We start from the raw sequence: 16,171 nt of genomic DNA, 5'->3' as shown, positions 1-16,171 counted from the left end.
TCCCGTTACGGTTTTGCAGGTGTTGTGAGTGATTGTGTCGTCGGTTGCTCAAAGTGGTAGCGGCCAGTTTTCAGGCTGCTTGGCCCCAGTCGGGCAAACTTGAACATCAGGTACATTTCCGCGACCAGAAACAGGGTGTACAGGCCGCAAATCAGCCCCATCGACAGCAGGATGTCGTGTGCTTCCAGAGACGAATTGGCGATGGCGGTAGGTAGGACTTCACCAACTGCCCACGGCTGGCGACCGTACTCAGCAACAAACCAGCCGGATTCAATCGCGATCCAGGGCAGGGGGATGCCGTAGAGCGCGACGCGGTGCAGCCATTTACGCTGCCCCATGCGGCCGCGTATGACGCTCCAGAACGACAGAGCAAAAATGCCGAGCATCAGCACGCCGCAGCCCACCATCAGACGGAAAGCGACATACAGCGGCGCGACGCGGGGAATCGAGTCTTTGGTTGCCTGCTGGATCTGGTTTTCGCTGGCGTTGGCGACATCATCGGTATAGCGCTTCAGCAGAAGGCCGTAGCCAAGATCGCGTTTGGCAGCCTCAAATTGCGCGCGAACTGCGGGGTCGGTATTACCTGAACGCAGTTCCTCCAGCAGACCATAGGCCGTCATGCCGTTACGAATGCGTATCTCATGTTGCGCCATCAGGTCTTTGATGCCGACGACAGGTTTATCGAGTGAACGCGTGGCGATGAGCCCCAGCAGGTAGGGAACGTGGATCGCATAATCGTTCTGCATCGTTTCCTGATTGGGGATGGCGAACAGCGTGAAAGAAGCGGGGGCGGGCTGCGTTTCCCATTCGGCTTCGATCGCTGCCAGCTTGGTTTTCTGCACATCGCCCATCACATAGCCGGATTCATCACCCAGTACGATCACGGACAGCACCGAGGCCAGACCGAAACTGGCGGCAATGGCGAACGAGCGCTTGGCAAAGGCGATATCGCGACCTCTCAGCAGATAGTAAGAGCTGATCCCGAGGACGAACATCGCGCCAGCGGTGTAGCCCGCAGCCACGGTGTGGACGAACTTCACTTGCGCGACCGGGTTCAGCACCAGTTCGGCGAAGCTCAGCATTTCCATGCGCATGGTTTCGTAATTGAACTCAGCGGCAATCGGGTTTTGCATCCAGCCGTTGGCGACCAGAATCCATAGGGCGGAAAAGTTGGAGCCTAGCGCGACGAACCAGGTCACCAGCATATGCTGGACTTTGGTCAGGCGATCCCAGCCGAAAAAGAACAGGCCGATGAGTGTAGATTCGAGGAAGAACGCCATGAGTCCTTCCATCGCCAGCGGTGCGCCAAAAATATCGCCCACGTAGTGAGAATAGTAAGACCAGTTGGTGCCGAACTGGAATTCCAGCGTTAGTCCGGTCGCTACGCCCAGCGCAAAGTTGATGGCGAACAGCTTGCCCCAGAACTTGGTCATATCCTTATAGATTTGCTTGCCGGTTAACACATAGGTGGTGTTCATAATGGCGAGCAGGAAAGACAACCCCAACGTCAGCGGGACGAAAAGAAAGTGATACATGGCAGTCAGGGCAAATTGCAGCCGCGACAGCTCAACGACATCAAACATGTTAGGCTCCTAGCTTCAGGCAGGAAAATGCACGCCATATTGTTATTCCGATGCTTGCCGGAATAAATCGTGACGAATAAAACGAAAATAGATTACGGCCGACGGTATTTTCATCCGTCAGAAATTAACTTCACTGATTGAAGTGAGATAAGAATGAGTAGTGAATAAAACGTGCGGGGATTATAACGTGCAAAAATGGAAGGATAAATAGTACAGTTTGTTGATTTGGTTTTTTTATCTCTAATGTCATTATTTTGTTTTTATATTTCAATTTAACCTTATTTTTTGGTTTTTAATTTCATTAAAATTTAATTATTAGTTTTTTACTCTTCCATTCTGTTGGTGTTGAAAAATGAATTTAATTAAAATAGTACAGATTTGAGATGTATAAATATAACAGTTTCATTTTTTATTTAATTTTACATTTGGCGATGAAAAATAATTGGGAATTATCAGGCTCTCTTGCCTAAAGAGAGGGAGATGAGGCGTGTGTGCCGTACGCTAAAATACGGCACACTTTATATAATGAAGTACTGGTACCGGCGATTACACGGAAGGCGCTTCTGGCCACACGACAGATGCAGCGGTGAGGTCAATGCGGTTCAGCGTAACCAGATAAAGTTTCCATTGGGTTAGCCGTTCTTGCTCTTCATCCGTGGCAATCGCTAAGTCCATTGCATAGTTCAGCTCGGCAATTCGGCTATTTGCTGTCGCGCGCCGTGCCGCCAGTTCCTGCTGTAGGCTTTTGGTTACGGCAAGCTGTTGCGCCTCCAGATTTGTTACCCAGGCCGCCCCATCCCACTGATCAAACTCAGTTGCTGGAGCCAGAAATGTTATATTTTCCGGCAGTTCGCTGAATTGCGTCACTGTCTGTGCCTGTCGTGTTTCCGTACTGTAAACGGTCTGACCGCGATAGTCTGGCACCTGTTCCCATGCCTTACCGTCTGCACTACGGCGCAAGGCTTGGCCGACAGGCGGCAATTGCGGTTCGTCTGCGTAGCTGTCGGCGGGCAGGCCAACACCTTGCATCACATATTCATAGCTGGCGCTCTGGTATTCCCGCGTAGCCGGATTAACGTGATAAACCGTAATCCACCCGGTGTTGATAGCAAGTCCGCGTTCGTTCAGTTCTGCGTTTTTAATTTGTGTTGAATAGTTGCTCATTATGCTGCTCTCACGATGTAGTTAAAGGCGATATTGCGGGGGCGGTTTTCGTTAGCCGTGGGTACAACTCTTGACGCATCAAATGTAAAGCGTGCTGAGTCAGAATTAGCACCACCAGATGAATTCTGTCGGCCTACGTCGTACTTGAACAATGCTCCATCCCCGTAAGCACCGTTTCCTCCGGGGTTGAGGTACCCAGTTATGTTTCTGATCGCATCACCCTGCGCTGACAGCAACGCACGCCCAGCATCAGCACCGCGACCGTCATCCCAACCGCGTACGAATTCGCCGCGTAAATCGGGTAGGAAACCAGACGGATAGCGGGACGCTAAAACAGGAAATTGCGCTGTATCGAACTGCTGACCGTTGCATTTCAGCCAGCCAGCAGGGGCGATAGCTCCGGGAAATAGCTGCGGCATGCCTGCCAGCTCGGACATTGGCATAGCGCCGATTGCGGCAGGGGTTAGATTCCCTTCGTGATAGACGGAACGCCATGCACCACCCGCCGCTGCAATGTATACGCGGTCATTTGTATGAATAACTGTTGAACTATTCGGACTGCCGACAACAACAGTATTATCGGGTGATAGCGACAGCATTTGTCTGTAGCTCTCATCTGGTATCACACCGACTACTGCACGGCTGGCGGGTAAATCTATATTTCCTGCACCTATGCGGATTCCGCCCTGTAGCACACCGCCTGCGATAGGCAATGCTCCCACGTCGGCAGCAGTTGGCTTATTTCGGGTGTTATAGTCACGTCGCCAGCCGGGGAAATAGTCTGTACCGTTAAACACATATGTAAACTGTGCGTTAGCATGATCGCTGGCACGTGGGGCAGCAGACGGTGTAGTTACCCTAATTGTTACATTTCCATTGTGGCCAAAAACCTCTACAACGGTGCCAGCTAAATTCAGATTACCGCACTCAGTATCTGTGATTGTTCTATTACTTGCGTATGACCAAGACCCTCTACATGTCCAGTACGCATGCGAAAATGCACCACGCTCACGTAGCCAGTTGATAAAGTCAGCGGTCGTCCATTCGCCGGATGTACCACCGAAATCAATTGCGGAGCTGTATGCGCGACCCGAACCGATATTTCTGTTAAACAATTCTCTGTCTGGAATATCCGCACCGTTCTGATCTTTTGCCAGTTTCCCCGCCAGTGCATTCAGCACCGTTGTGCTGAAGTTCGGGTCATTACCCAGCGCGGTAGCCAGCTCTTGCAGCGTATCGAGCGCCGCGGGAGAACCATTGACCAACGCTGCCACAGCGGCTTTTACAGCGATCCTTTCTGTTTCCATGCCGATGCCAGCATCATGCTGATGGCTATAAAACAGTTTTAGTAACGATGATGAGAGTACCTTTTGCGATGGGGCTGGTTTAGTAACGCAGTTTAAAAATTGAAGTGAAACGTGTACGAAAGCGGCAGTAACCGTGCGGATGCTATGTCCTTGCTTCCTGATAACTGCGGGCTGATGCAAATGGCGCGTTAATTGCATATTCCCGATCGTGGTTTTTTCAGGAGAGAGTGCAATGGTGGCGGAGCCTTCAACGACGATTCGATTTTTACTTGCCTCGCGTCAGTGTGAGCTGAACAGCCTGCGCTACCTGCTGCAAAGCGGTGAGCTGGTGGGCAAAATTAGCCAGCTCGTCCATCTATTGCAGCGTGAACGGGGAACGGCCAACCTGTTTCTTTGCTCCGACGGCCGATTGTTCGCCGACGAGCTGGTGCGACGTGAGAAAGATGTGCAGGCGGCGCAGACGCATTTGATGACGCATCTGGCGGGGTTGGAAAAAATGACGGCGGAGTTGCCGCAGGCGAGCCGTTTATTCAGCCGCGTTGCCAGCGTGGTTTATGCGCTAAGTCTGCTGCCCGCACTACGTCAGCAGATTCGCCAGCGCTTGTTGCCTCAGCCGCAGGCAATGACGTTTTTCAACGACATTGTCCGCAACCTGCTGGCGCTGGTTTTTGAGGTCTCGGACACGGCAGCCGATCCGGGAATTTCCCGCGCGCTGATTGCCATGTTCAGCTTTATGCAAGGGAAAGAGCTGGCGGGGCAGGAGCGGGCTATCGGTGCGGCGGCCTATGCGGCGGGCAGCGTCGATGAGGAAACCCGGCAAAAGCTGCTGGACTTGATCGAGCGGCAGGATCGCTGTTTCGATACCTTTCTGAATTTTAGCGATGAAGAAAATCAGCAGCGCTGGCGTGCTATCGCGGTAGACAGCGAATTTGAGCGCCTGCGCCGCATTGTGTGCACCCGCAGCCCGATAGAAAAGCTGTCGGAGGCGGATAGCCTGCACTGGTTTTCGATTGCCACTAAGCGCATCGACGAAATGAAGCAGATGGAAGATGAGTTGGAGCAGACGCTGATGCAGCGCTGCCGTACCCGTATTGCGGCAGCGGAGAAGGCATGCAGCGATCAGCGCGCGGATCTCGACGCGCTGATGGTGCAGCAGGAGCATGACGATTCTGGCTATTCGATATTTATCGCTGGTCACGACGTTGAAGGGCAGAACGTCCCTCCCGGTTGGCTGAATAGCGATGGCGTCACTCCACAGCTGGGGAGATCGCTGCTGTCGCTGGTGCAGCAACAATCGCGGCGCTTACAGGCGCAGGATCATGAACTGGCTGCATTGCGAGCCACGTTGAATGAAAGAAAGCAAATCGATCGCGCGAAGGGCTTACTGATGCAGCACCGTGGATTAAGCGAAGAAGATGCATACAAAACCCTGCGCCGCATGGCGATGAGCCAGAATAAAAAGCTGATTGACATCGCGACGGCGATGCTCGCGGTAGCCGATGTATTTGGAGATAACCCTTAAGAGGTATATGCACATGAACTGTGCGTGTTCTGCTTGCTCGCGGTGCAAGACGCCGTCTTGTGAAGAAGAAATCGTGGAGTCAATGGCTGTGAGTGGTGGTTTCGTGCGTAAAGATATCGTCATTTCTATGCTACGTCGTAGCACACGCACGACACGGGGCGCTCAGTCGCCGCCGCCCCGTGACCCGAGGCTTTTTCGCGGGAAATTACGCCGCTGCGCGGTTCCTTCGGAAAATCAGTCGCCTGACGGAACGCGTCACTGGCGGCTCGATTAGCGGTCATGTTCACCGATGGCACCGCGTAGCGGCATAATTTAGCCAGAAGCCAGGGTTCGCAGGGCTGCGGCGCTTGAGCGCCCTGCGTCGGGCGCGTGTACGGTATTGCATAAAAGGGTGGCGGTATGGCGCACGAAACGGTCTCTGAATCTGTATAGAAATGTGATCAAGAGACCGCCGCTGTGAAGGGAATCGCATAAAAGTGTGATAGCTGGCACAAACCTTGCTTTAACTCATTAGCAACAACCAAACATTCATAATGCGTTTCGGGCCAACGGCGGTGCGGAAGGTGTTAATCGGACAACGGCGTCCATAAGCGTGCAGATTCTGCATGGGCTTGTGGACGCCGTTTTTGTTTTTACCGCCTGAAAAGGTGTTTTGCGCAAGGGTGTCGTTGATGAGTGATTCCAAAACCAAAAGCATGACCGTCTCTCGCCGCCAGTTTCTGTTGGGGAGTGCTGCACTGGGCGGCAGCCTGATGTTGCCGGGATTAATGAATAGCGCCTGGGCGGCGGGTTCCGACGCGCCGGAGAAAAAGGAAATTCGGGTCGGGTTTATTCCGTTGACGGACTGCGCCTCAGTCGTGATGGCCGCAGTGAAAGGTTTCGATAAGAAATACGGCATCACAATCGTTCCTAGCAAAGAAGCCAGTTGGGCGGCGGTACGCGACAAGCTGGTATCGGGCGAACTGGATGCGGCTCACATTCTGTATGGGCAGCTGTACGGTCTGCAAATGGGGCTGTCTGGGGCGCAGAGCAACATGGCTGCGCTGATGACGCTCAACCAAAACGGACAAGGGATCACGCTGGCAAACCAGTTGCGTGAAGCCAACGTCACGGATCTTGCCGCGTTGCAAAAATATATCGCCGCCAGTCCGGCGGGCACCTACACCTTCGCGCAAACTTTCCCAACCGGTACGCACGCCATGTGGCTCTATTACTGGCTGGCTTCCGCCGGCATTCATCCGCTGAACGACGTGCGCACCGTAGTGGTGCCGCCGCCGCAGATGGTGATGAACATGAAGATTGGCAACATGATCGGCTACTGCGTCGGCGAGCCGTGGAACCAGCGTGCCATCAGCGAAAAAATCGGATTTACCGCCGCCACCTCGCAAGACATTTGGCCGGATCACCCGGAAAAAGTGTTGGGTACCCGCGCTGACTGGGTAAACGCCAACCCGCATAGTGCACGCGCGCTGACCGCCGCGATCCTCGATGCCTCGCGCTGGATTGATGCCTCGGACGACAACCGCCGCGAAACGGCTGGCGTTGTTGCCGGACGCGCGTACATCAATGCCAAAGAAGAAACCATCGTTGGACGCATGCTGGGCCAGTACGAGAACGGGCTAGGGAAAAGCTGGAAAGACGAACACGCGATGCGTTTCTACCACGACGGTTCCGTGAACTACCCGTACCTGTCCGACGGCATGTGGTTCCTCACCCAGCACAAACGCTGGGGCTTGCTCACCGAAGAGCCGGATTATCTGGCTGTCGCGAAGCAGGTTAACCGCATTGATATCTACAAGCAGGCGGCCGATGCCGTGGGGAATGTGTCATTGCCCGGTAGCGACATGCGCAGCAGCGTGCTCATCGATGGCCGTCGCTGGGATGGTAGCGATCCAGCGGGTTATGCCAACAGTTTTAGCGTGAAGAAATAAGTGAGGTTGATGATGAAAAACCAGGCCCAGGTCATTCCAATTACCGCGGATAACGCCCCGGAAACCGTACGCAGCGCCGATATTACGCCGCTGCCAACTAAACCCGTAACGCCCGCAAAAGCGCCAGCGGCTCCCACTTTCGCCTACCGCCTGCTGCTGCGTAAGCTGTTTCAGCAACTCTTCCCTGCGGTTCTCGGACTGGGGCTGCTGGTTGCGGTCTGGCAGATTGCCGCGCTCAACAGCGAAAACTTCCCGACGCCTTGGACGACCTGGCTTGCGGCGCTCAGCCTCTTTGCCGACCCGTTTTACATCGCAGGGCCGAACGATCAGGGCATCGGCTGGAACGTATTGGCCTCACTGCAACGCGTTGGTATCGGTTTCGGGCTGGCGGCACTGGTCGGCATTCCCGCTGGCTTCCTGATTGGTCGTTTTACGTTTCTGGCTAACATGCTCAACCCGATCATTTCGCTGCTGCGCCCGGTTAGCCCGCTGGCGTGGCTGCCTATCGGCCTGCTGCTGTTCCAGCGTGCCGAACCGGCATCCAGTTGGACCATTTTTATCTGCTCCATCTGGCCGATGATCCTTAACACCGCCGAAGGTGTGCGCCGTATCCCGCAGGATTACCTGAACGTGGCGCGAGTCCTGAAGCTCTCCGAATTCACCATCATGCGCAAAATCCTGCTGCCTGCGGTGTTACCTAACGTATTGACCGGCGTGCGTCTGTCGATTGGCGTCGCCTGGCTGGTGATTGTGGCGGCAGAGATGCTGACCGGTGGCGTCGGTATCGGCTTCTGGATCTGGAATGAGTGGAACAACCTGAATGTGGAAAACATCATCATCGCCATCGTGGTGATTGGGGTTATCGGTCTGCTGCTTGAGCAGGGACTGGTGTGGATTGCTAACCGTTTCAGCTATGACAACCGCTAAGGAGCCGACGATGCGTACAACACCGATTATTCAAGTGCAGCAGGTGAGCCAGCGTTTTAATACCGCCAGCGGTGAGTTTCTGGCGCTGGATCAGGTGAGTTTTGATATTCACACCGGTGAGACGATCAGCCTGATCGGCCATTCCGGCTGCGGCAAGTCTACATTATTGAACCTGATTGCGGGTCTGACGCTGCCGAGCAGCGGCGGCCTGCTGTGTGACAACCGTGAAATCGACGGCCCGGGGCCGGAGCGCGGCGTAGTCTTTCAGAACCACTCGCTGCTGCCGTGGCTGACCACCTACGAAAACGTCGCACTGGCGGTACGCCAGGTGTTTCGCGGTCAGATGAACAAGCGCGAAATGCACGAATGGATTACCCACAATCTCGAACTGGTGCATATGGAGCACGCGCTGAACAAGCGGCCGAATGAGATCTCCGGCGGGATGAAGCAGCGTGTGGGGATTGCCCGCGCGCTGGCCATGAAGCCGAAAGTACTGCTGATGGATGAACCGTTCGGCGCGCTGGATGCACTGACCCGCGCACATCTTCAGGATGCGGTGATGGAGATTCAGCAGCGCTTGCAAACCACGATTGTGCTGATTACTCACGACGTTGACGAAGCGGTGCTGTTGTCGGATCGCGTACTGATGATGACCAACGGCCCGGCGGCGACGGTCGGTGAAATCATGACGGTCGAGCTGGAACGTCCGCGTTCACGCGTCGTGCTGGCCGACGATCCGCGCTACCACCACTACCGTCAGCAAGTGCTGCATTTCTTATATGAAAAACAGCCTAAAGCAGCCTGACAGCGAGGCCGGAACGATGATGAAACCGCATCTGATTGTGATTGGTAACGGGATGGCGAGCGCACGATTCGTCGAGGTGCTGCGCCAACTGGCCGCAACGCGTTACCGCATTACCGTGATTGGCGATGAACCGCGCGCCAGCTATAACCGCATCCTGCTGTCGCCAGTATTAAGCGGCGAGAAAGCGTTTACGGATACGCTGCTGACGCCCGCGACTCTCGACGACGATGCGGCGCTGCCGGTGAATTATCTGTTGGGTGAGCGGGTCACGCATATCGATCGCCAGCAGCGTGAGGTGACAACGACGCAACGGCAACTGCATTACGATCATCTGGTGTTGGCTACAGGCTCCACGCCGTTTATGCCGCCGATGCCGGGCATCGATTTGGCGGGTGTGTGCGGCTTCCGCACGCTGGATGATGTCGAGCTGATGTTGGCGACGATTCGCCAGTCCGTTCCGGCGGTGGTGATTGGCGGCGGTTTGCTCGGTATTGAAGCGGCAGCGGCGCTGCAACTGCGCGGTGCTGACGTCACGTTGCTGCATCGCGTTCCGGTTTTGATGGAGCGTCAGTTGGATGCGACGGCGAGCGAGCTGCTGTGCGACAGCCTGCGTGCTCGCGGTATTGCCTGTGAGACGGATGTGCAGGTAGTCGCGCTGCATGGCGATGAAAAAGGCGTAACGGCTGTGGCGTTGGCCGATGGTCGCACGATTCCGGCCGGACTGGTGGTGGTGACCGCGGGTGTGATTCCCGCTAGCCAGCTGGCGCGCGACTGCGGCTTACCCTGTAACCGCGGCGTGCTGGTGGACGGACAGTTGCAAACTGCCGACCCGTATATCAGCGCAATCGGTGAATGTTGTGAACTCAATGGCGAAATCTTCGGGCTGGTTGCCCCGTGTTTCGCCCATGCCACGCTGGTGGCACAGCGCCTTGCCGGACACACACCGAAAGATTATCAACGTGAACAGGCTGCAACGCGGCTGAAAGTCACGGGAATTGGCGTGGTCAGCGGCGGCGATATTAACGTGGCACCGGATGATGAGGTGTACACCCTTTTTGATCCGCAGACGCAGCACTACCGCCGTCTGCTACTGCGCGACGGGCGGCTGAGCGGTGTCCTGCTGTATGGCGACACCGATGACAGCCAGCGCCTGCTGGCCGCGATGGAGAGCACGACAGCGGGCGAGATGACTCCGCCTGCCTCGCTGCTTTTCGGTCTTTCTTCCCCTGATTCTGACCCACAGCCTGAAGCTGTAAGGATTCCTGTCATGAGCAAACCTATTTTGGTTGTCGTCGGCCACGGTATGGTCGGCCACTATTTTCTTGAACAGCTGGTTGAACGCGACCTGCATCAGCATTACCACATCGTCGTATTTGGCGAAGAACGCCATGAAGCCTATGACCGCGTTCACCTCTCCGAGTATTTTTCCGGCCGCAGCGCCGCTTCTTTGTCACTGGTAAAAGACGGCTTTTTTGCCGAGAGCGGCATTGAGCTGCGTAGCGCCAGTGAGATCGTGGCTATCGACCGTGAACGTCAATGCGTGTGCGATGCGCAGGGTAGGGAAACCGCCTACGACAAGCTGGTGCTGGCGACCGGCTCTTATGCCTTTGTTCCGCCGATTCCCGGCAATACGCGCCCCGGCTGTCTGGTGTATCGTACGCTGGACGATCTGGACGCGATTGCGGCACAGGCGAAAAAGGGCAAGTCTGGCGTGGTGATTGGCGGCGGCCTGCTGGGGCTGGAAGCGGCAAACGCCCTGCGTCAGTTGGGGCTGGACACCCATGTAGTGGAGTTTGCGCCGCGTCTGATGGCGGTGCAGCTCGATGACGGCGGTGCCGCTATGCTGCGGCGCAAAATTGAGGCGCTGGGCGTACAGATTCATCTCAGCAAAGAAACGCGCGAGATCACCGACGGCGAGCAGGCGTTGCACCGTCTCTGCTTTGCCGACGGCAGCGTGTTGGAAACCGATTTGGTGCTGTTTTCCGCTGGGATTCGCCCGCGCGACAAGCTGGCAGACAGCTGCGATTTAGAGAAAGGGCCGCGCGGCGGCATCGTGATTGATGACCACTGCCAGACCTCTGATGACGCGATTTTCGCCATCGGCGAGTGCGCGTTGTGGAAAGGTCAGATTTTCGGGTTAGTGGCACCGGGCTACCAGATGGCACGCAGCGTGGCGGATACGCTGGCGCAGCGCGATACGCCATTTACCGGCGCGGACATGAGTACCAAGCTGAAGCTGTTGGGTGTTGACGTCGCCTCGATTGGCGATGCACATGGGCGCACGGCGGGGAGCCAAAGCTACCAGTGGACGGACGGCCCGAACGAGATCTACAAGAAAATTGTCGTCTCTGCTGACGGCAAGCGTTTACTGGGCGCCGTACTGATTGGCGACAGCAGCGATTACAGCACGCTGCTGCAAATGATGCTCAACGATATGCCGTTGCCTAAACAGCCGGAAGGATTGATTTTGCCTGCGCGTTCTGGCGATGCGCCAAAAGGATTGGGCGTGGCGGCATTACCGGCTAGCGCACAGATTTGCTCCTGTCATAACGTCAGCAAAGGCGATATCTCGGCAGCAGTAGCAGGCGGCTGCGGCGAACTGGGCGCGCTGAAAACCTGTACCAAAGCGGGTACGGGCTGCGGTGGCTGTGTGCCGTTGCTGAAACAGGTGATGGAGTACGAACTGACGCAACTGGGTGTCGAAGTGAAGAAGGACATTTGCGAGCACTTCGCCTATTCGCGTCAGGAGCTGTACCACCTGATTCGCGTACATGAGATCCGCTCGTTCGACAGTCTCCTTGAGCGTTACGGTCACGGCTTGGGCTGCGAAGTGTGTAAGCCGCTGGTGGGGTCGATGCTGGCGTCCTGCTGGAATGACTATCTGCTGCAACCGCAGCACCTGCCGTTGCAGGATACCAACGATCGTTTTTTCGCCAACATCCAAAAAGATGGCACGTATTCCGTCGTGCCGCGCGTTCCGGCGGGGGAAATTACACCGGAAGGACTGATCGCCATCGGTCAGGTGGCACAGCGCTATAACCTGTACACCAAGATCACTGGCGGTCAGCGCGTAGATTTATTCGGTGCGCGGTTGGAACAACTGCCAGCGATCTGGCGCGAGCTGATCGATGCCGGATTTGAAACCGGCCATGCCTACGGTAAATCGCTGCGTACCGTAAAATCCTGCGTGGGATCGACCTGGTGTCGCTATGGTGTGCAAGATTCCACTGGGCTGGCGATCCAACTGGAGCATCGTTACAAGGGGCTGCGTTCGCCGCATAAAGTCAAGATGGCGGTTTCCGGCTGTACCCGCGAATGTGCTGAAGCACAAAGCAAAGATATCGGCGTGATTGCCACGGATAAAGGCTGGAATCTGTATGTGTGCGGCAATGGCGGTATGAAGCCGCGCCATGCGGATCTCTTCGCCAGCGATCTGGATACGGAAACCCTGCTGCGCACCATCGATCGGGTCTTGATGTTCTATATCCGTACCGGCGATCGTCTCCAACGCACCAGCACCTGGATGGATAATCTGGAAGGCGGTATCGACTATCTGCGTCAGGTGATTCTGGAAGACAGCCTGAATATCGGTGAAGAGTTAGATAAAGAGATGCAGCGCGTGGTAGATGCCTACCAGTGCGAATGGCAAACCACGCTGGAAAGCCCGGAACGTCTGGCGCTATTCCGTGGCTTCCTGAACAGCGATAGCCCGGATGAAGCGGTGGTGATGGTGCCTGAGCGTGGACAAATCCGTCCGGCGCAGGATCATGAGAAAGTGGTCTCGCCAGAACCGGTTGCTCTGAAACCCGCCGTGCATGAGGCGGAGTGGGTACAGGTGGCGACGCTGGGCGATATTCCACGTCATGCCGGCATGGCGGCGCGCCTCGGACAGCAGCAGATCGCGCTGTTCCACCTGCCGGGTAGCGAGCAGCAGGTGTACGCGTTGGAAAACCACGAACCGGGCAGTGGAGCAAATGTGCTGTCGCGTGGGCTACTGGGGGATGTCGCCGGTGAACCGGTGGTGATTTCACCGCTGTACAAGAAACGCTTCAAGCTGCGGGATGGTGTGAGCCCGGATGATAGCTCTCTGTACGTACGTGCCTGGCCAGTGCGCGTGGAAGACGACGAGATTTGGGTATGCCGTCAGCCGCTGGCCGTGCCTGAAGGCGTCGTTCTGGCAGACACTGCCATGGCAAAAGCATCATGAACGCGCGCGTCTGTCGGACAACCTGCCCCTATTGTGGCGTCGGCTGTGGCGTGCTGGCAGAACACGATGGGCAAGGTGGGGTAAAGATCAGTGGCGATCCGGCGCACCCGGCAAATTTGGGTCGCCTGTGCGTCAAAGGTTCCGCGCTGGGAGATACGCTGGATTTGAAAGGCCGGCTCTTGTGGCCGCTGGTGGAAGGGCGTCGCGTTAGCTGGGAACAGGCGCTTGATACGGTAGCCGAACGACTGCTGGCAACTATGCAGCAACACGGCCCGCAGTCAGTGGCGTTTTATGGTTCAGGCCAACTGCTGACGGAAGATTACTACGTCGCTAACAAGCTGATGAAAGGTTTCATTGGCGTCGCCAATATGGATACCAATTCGCGGTTGTGCATGGCGTCTGCGGTGATCGGCTACAAGCGCGGGCTGGGTGCAGATGCTGTTCCCTGTAACTATGAAGATATCGAACTGGCGGATGTGGTGGTGCTGGTCGGTTCTAATACTGCCTGGGCGCATCCGGTGGTCTATCAGCGGCTGGTGCAGGCCAAACAGCAGCGACCACAGATGCAGGTGGTGGTGATTGACCCTCGACGTACCGCAACCTGCGACATTGCCGACCTGCATTTACCGCTGCAACCCGGCAGCGATGCCGGGCTGTTCAACGGCCTGCTGCATTGGATGGCACAGGATTCACGCATCGATCGTATCGAATTGGCTGAGCGTTTTTCCGGCGTGGAAGAGGCATTAGAGTCAGCGCAGCCATGGTCGGTAGCGAAGGTTGCGGAGTTCTGTCAGTTGGATGAGGTCGATATCGCGCATTTCTATCACCTGTTCAGCACCCACGATAAAGTGGTCACGCTCTATTCGCAGGGCGTGAATCAATCGTCCTCGGGCAGCGATAAATGCAATGCGATCATCAATGCGCATCTGCTGAGCGGCAAAATCGGCGTGTCGGGTTCCGGCCCCTTTTCGATAACCGGACAGCCAAATGCAATGGGCGGACGTGAAGTCGGCGGATTGGCCAATCAGCTTGCCAGTCATATGGGCTTTACGCCTCAGGACATCGACCGCGTAGGGCGCTTCTGGCAGAGCGATAATGTCGCGACGCAGCCCGGTCTGAACGCGGTGGATCTGTTTCGCGCCGTTGAACGCGGCGATATTAAAGCGGTGTGGATTATGGGCACCAATCCGGTGGTGTCGATGCCGGATGCTGACCGGGTGAAACAGGCGCTGGAACGCTGCCCGCTGGTGATTGTCTCCGAGGTGATGCGCCATACCGATACCGCAGAAACCGCTGATATCTTACTGCCTGCGTTGGGCTGGGGAGAGAAAGACGGCACGGTAACCAATTCCGAACGCCGGATGTCTCGTCAGCGAGCCTTTCTGCCCGCGCCGGGGGAAGCCAAAGCCAACTGGTGGATACTGAGTCAGGTGGCGCAGCGTATGGGATTTGCTGAGGCATTTGCTTATCAGCATCCGGCGGAGATCTTTCGTGAGCATGCGGCGCTGTCCGGGTTTGAGAATAACGGTAGCCGCGCGTTCGATATCAGCGGGCTGGCGACGCTCAGCAATCAGCAGTGGCAGCAGTTGGAACCGATACAGTGGCCGGTAAATACGACATACCCACACGGGCGCGCCCGACTGGGTGACGATGGTCGATTCTGGCATGCCGATGGCAAAGCGCGTCTCGTGGCGGTCACGCCGTCGCTGCCGCAAAACCCGTGGAGCGCGGCGTATCCGCTGGTGCTGAACACCGGGCGTATTCGCGATCAGTGGCACACCATGACGCGTACGGGCAAAGCGGCTCGGCTGATGCGTCATATCAGCGAACCCTACTGCGAGTTGCATCCACAGGATGCGCAGACGCATGACATTCAGGCGGGTGATTTGGTGCGTCTGTCGTCGGTACATGGCTGGATGTTGGCGCGGGCGCGACTCGACGCCGGACAGGCACGCGGCAGTGTGTTTGTACCGATGCACTGGAATCAGCAGTTCAGCGCTCAGGCGCGGGCTGACAGTTTAGTCGCGCCGATTACCGATCCGCATTCCGGTCAGCCGGAAAGCAAGCACAGCCGGGTGCGTATCCAACCCTGGCATACCGCCTGGCAGGCAACGCTGTTTTTTGCTGACGAACCAGCTACCGCGCCATTAACGTTACCCGCAGAGCATGACGTTCTGCCGCCGCCTGCCACCTACTGGAGCAAAGTGCCTCATGAGGGTGTGACGCAGTATCTGTTTGCCGATCGCGTGCCGGTGGACGACTGGCAGGCATGGCTGACCGAGCATTATGGGTTGGAAAATATGCAGTGTCAGGTTGCACAGGGCAACGGCGTCTTTCATCTGATTGGCTGGCGCGATGGTCGCGTGGTGCTGGCCTGCTATGTCAGTGCACAGGCGCTGCGTATCGATAGCGATGCGGTGCGTCAGGCGTTTATCACTCCGCCACAGCTCCCGCACGAACGCCACGCGCTGCTGGCGGGTCAGGCACCGCAGGGGCAGGTGACGCAAGGGGCAACGATTTGCAGTTGCTATAGCGTTGGCGAAGCGATCATCGTCGGCGCGATTCGTAAAGGCTGTCACAGCGTAGCAGCGTTAGGCGGCACGCTGAAATGTGGGACCAACTGCGGTTCCTGTATCCCCGAACTGAAGGCGTTATTGAGCCAGCATGTGCCGATAACGGTCAATGAATTGAAAAAAGCAGGTTGAGCGCCACGGCGTAATGAGGT

10 protein-coding genes are annotated in these 16,171 nt (G+C 56.4%); 6 read left to right on the top strand and 4 right to left on the bottom strand.

Features of this window, described 5'->3' with window-relative positions:
- Positions 1 to 5 precede the first annotated feature (5 nt).
- The 3 genes from cydA to HP572_RS12515 form a co-directional block, all read right to left on the bottom strand.
- Positions 6 to 1,583 carry a cytochrome ubiquinol oxidase subunit I gene (gene cydA / locus HP572_RS12525; RefSeq protein ID WP_240583365.1) on the bottom strand — a complete coding sequence of 526 codons (1,578 nt, stop codon included), beginning with the start codon at positions 1,581 to 1,583 and terminating at the stop codon, positions 6 to 8.
- Positions 1,584 to 2,129: 546 nt separating this feature from the next.
- Positions 2,130 to 2,747, bottom strand: a complete 618-nt coding sequence (locus tag HP572_RS12520; protein ID WP_240583364.1) for a tail fiber assembly protein — start codon at positions 2,745 to 2,747, stop codon at positions 2,130 to 2,132.
- A complete protein-coding gene (locus HP572_RS12515; RefSeq protein WP_240583363.1) occupies positions 2,747 to 4,252 on the bottom strand; it encodes a phage tail protein in 1,506 nt (501 codons plus the stop codon). Before HP572_RS12515 ends, HP572_RS12520 begins: the two co-directional genes overlap by 1 nt.
- A gap of 34 nt (positions 4,253 to 4,286) precedes the next feature.
- On the opposite strand from HP572_RS12515, the gene HP572_RS12510 reads away from it, so the two are divergent.
- Positions 4,287 to 5,576 (top strand): nitrate regulatory protein, encoded by a 1,290-nt coding sequence (locus tag HP572_RS12510; protein WP_240583362.1) that lies wholly within the window; start codon positions 4,287 to 4,289, stop codon positions 5,574 to 5,576.
- A gap of 125 nt (positions 5,577 to 5,701) precedes the next feature.
- Here HP572_RS12510 and HP572_RS12505 read toward each other — a convergent pair whose 3' ends face one another.
- Positions 5,702 to 5,857: a hypothetical protein gene (locus HP572_RS12505; protein WP_240583361.1), complete on the bottom strand. Its 156-nt coding sequence runs from the start codon at positions 5,855 to 5,857 to the stop codon at positions 5,702 to 5,704.
- A 390-nt stretch (positions 5,858 to 6,247) separates the two neighbouring features.
- Between HP572_RS12505 and HP572_RS12500 the strand changes: the two genes are divergently transcribed.
- From HP572_RS12500 to HP572_RS12480, 5 genes are read left to right on the top strand one after another with little or no spacing between them, the layout of a single operon-like run.
- Positions 6,248 to 7,507, top strand: a complete 1,260-nt coding sequence (locus HP572_RS12500) for a CmpA/NrtA family ABC transporter substrate-binding protein (protein ID WP_240583360.1) — start codon at positions 6,248 to 6,250, stop codon at positions 7,505 to 7,507.
- Positions 7,508 to 7,519: 12 nt separating this feature from the next.
- A complete protein-coding gene (gene ntrB, locus HP572_RS12495; RefSeq protein ID WP_039509401.1) occupies positions 7,520 to 8,434 on the top strand; it encodes a nitrate ABC transporter permease in 915 nt (304 codons plus the stop codon).
- Between the two features lie 10 nt (positions 8,435 to 8,444).
- Positions 8,445 to 9,239, top strand: coding sequence for an ABC transporter ATP-binding protein (locus HP572_RS12490; RefSeq protein ID WP_240583359.1), 795 nt, complete (start codon positions 8,445 to 8,447; stop codon positions 9,237 to 9,239).
- Between the two features lie 19 nt (positions 9,240 to 9,258).
- Complete coding sequence (gene nirB, locus HP572_RS12485) at positions 9,259 to 13,446, top strand: nitrite reductase large subunit NirB (RefSeq protein WP_240585751.1); 4,188 nt, start codon at positions 9,259 to 9,261, stop codon at positions 13,444 to 13,446.
- Complete coding sequence (locus HP572_RS12480) at positions 13,443 to 16,151, top strand: nitrate reductase (RefSeq protein ID WP_240583358.1); 2,709 nt, start codon at positions 13,443 to 13,445, stop codon at positions 16,149 to 16,151. The genes nirB and HP572_RS12480 overlap by 4 nt, the downstream gene beginning before the upstream one ends.
- The last annotated feature ends 20 nt before the right edge of the window (positions 16,152 to 16,171 follow it).

The sequence above is a fragment of the Pectobacterium sp. PL64 genome (genome assembly GCF_022477975.1).
In the GTDB taxonomy this organism is placed as follows: Bacteria; Pseudomonadota; Gammaproteobacteria; order Enterobacterales; family Enterobacteriaceae; genus Pectobacterium; species Pectobacterium jejuense.
The sequence above is the reverse complement of the archived record's forward strand: the minus strand, read 5'-3'. Positions and strand labels throughout refer to the sequence as shown.

Excerpts from the sequence above, each read along its gene's own strand:
- HP572_RS12515 (WP_240583363.1), bottom strand. The coding sequence starts at position 4,252 with ATGCAATTAACGCGCCATTTGCATCAGCCCGCAGTTATCAGGAAGCAA.
- HP572_RS12500 (WP_240583360.1), top strand. The coding sequence starts at position 6,248 with ATGAGTGATTCCAAAACCAAAAGCATGACCGTCTCTCGCCGCCAGTTT.
- ntrB (WP_039509401.1), top strand. The coding sequence starts at position 7,520 with ATGAAAAACCAGGCCCAGGTCATTCCAATTACCGCGGATAACGCCCCG.
- HP572_RS12480 (WP_240583358.1), top strand. The coding sequence starts at position 13,443 with ATGAACGCGCGCGTCTGTCGGACAACCTGCCCCTATTGTGGCGTCGGC.
- HP572_RS12510 (WP_240583362.1), top strand. The coding sequence starts at position 4,287 with ATGGTGGCGGAGCCTTCAACGACGATTCGATTTTTACTTGCCTCGCGT.
- HP572_RS12520 (WP_240583364.1), bottom strand. The coding sequence starts at position 2,747 with ATGAGCAACTATTCAACACAAATTAAAAACGCAGAACTGAACGAACGC.
- cydA (WP_240583365.1), bottom strand. The coding sequence starts at position 1,583 with ATGTTTGATGTCGTTGAGCTGTCGCGGCTGCAATTTGCCCTGACTGCC.
- HP572_RS12505 (WP_240583361.1), bottom strand. The coding sequence starts at position 5,857 with ATGACCGCTAATCGAGCCGCCAGTGACGCGTTCCGTCAGGCGACTGAT.
- nirB (WP_240585751.1), top strand. The coding sequence starts at position 9,259 with ATGAAACCGCATCTGATTGTGATTGGTAACGGGATGGCGAGCGCACGA.
- HP572_RS12490 (WP_240583359.1), top strand. The coding sequence starts at position 8,445 with ATGCGTACAACACCGATTATTCAAGTGCAGCAGGTGAGCCAGCGTTTT.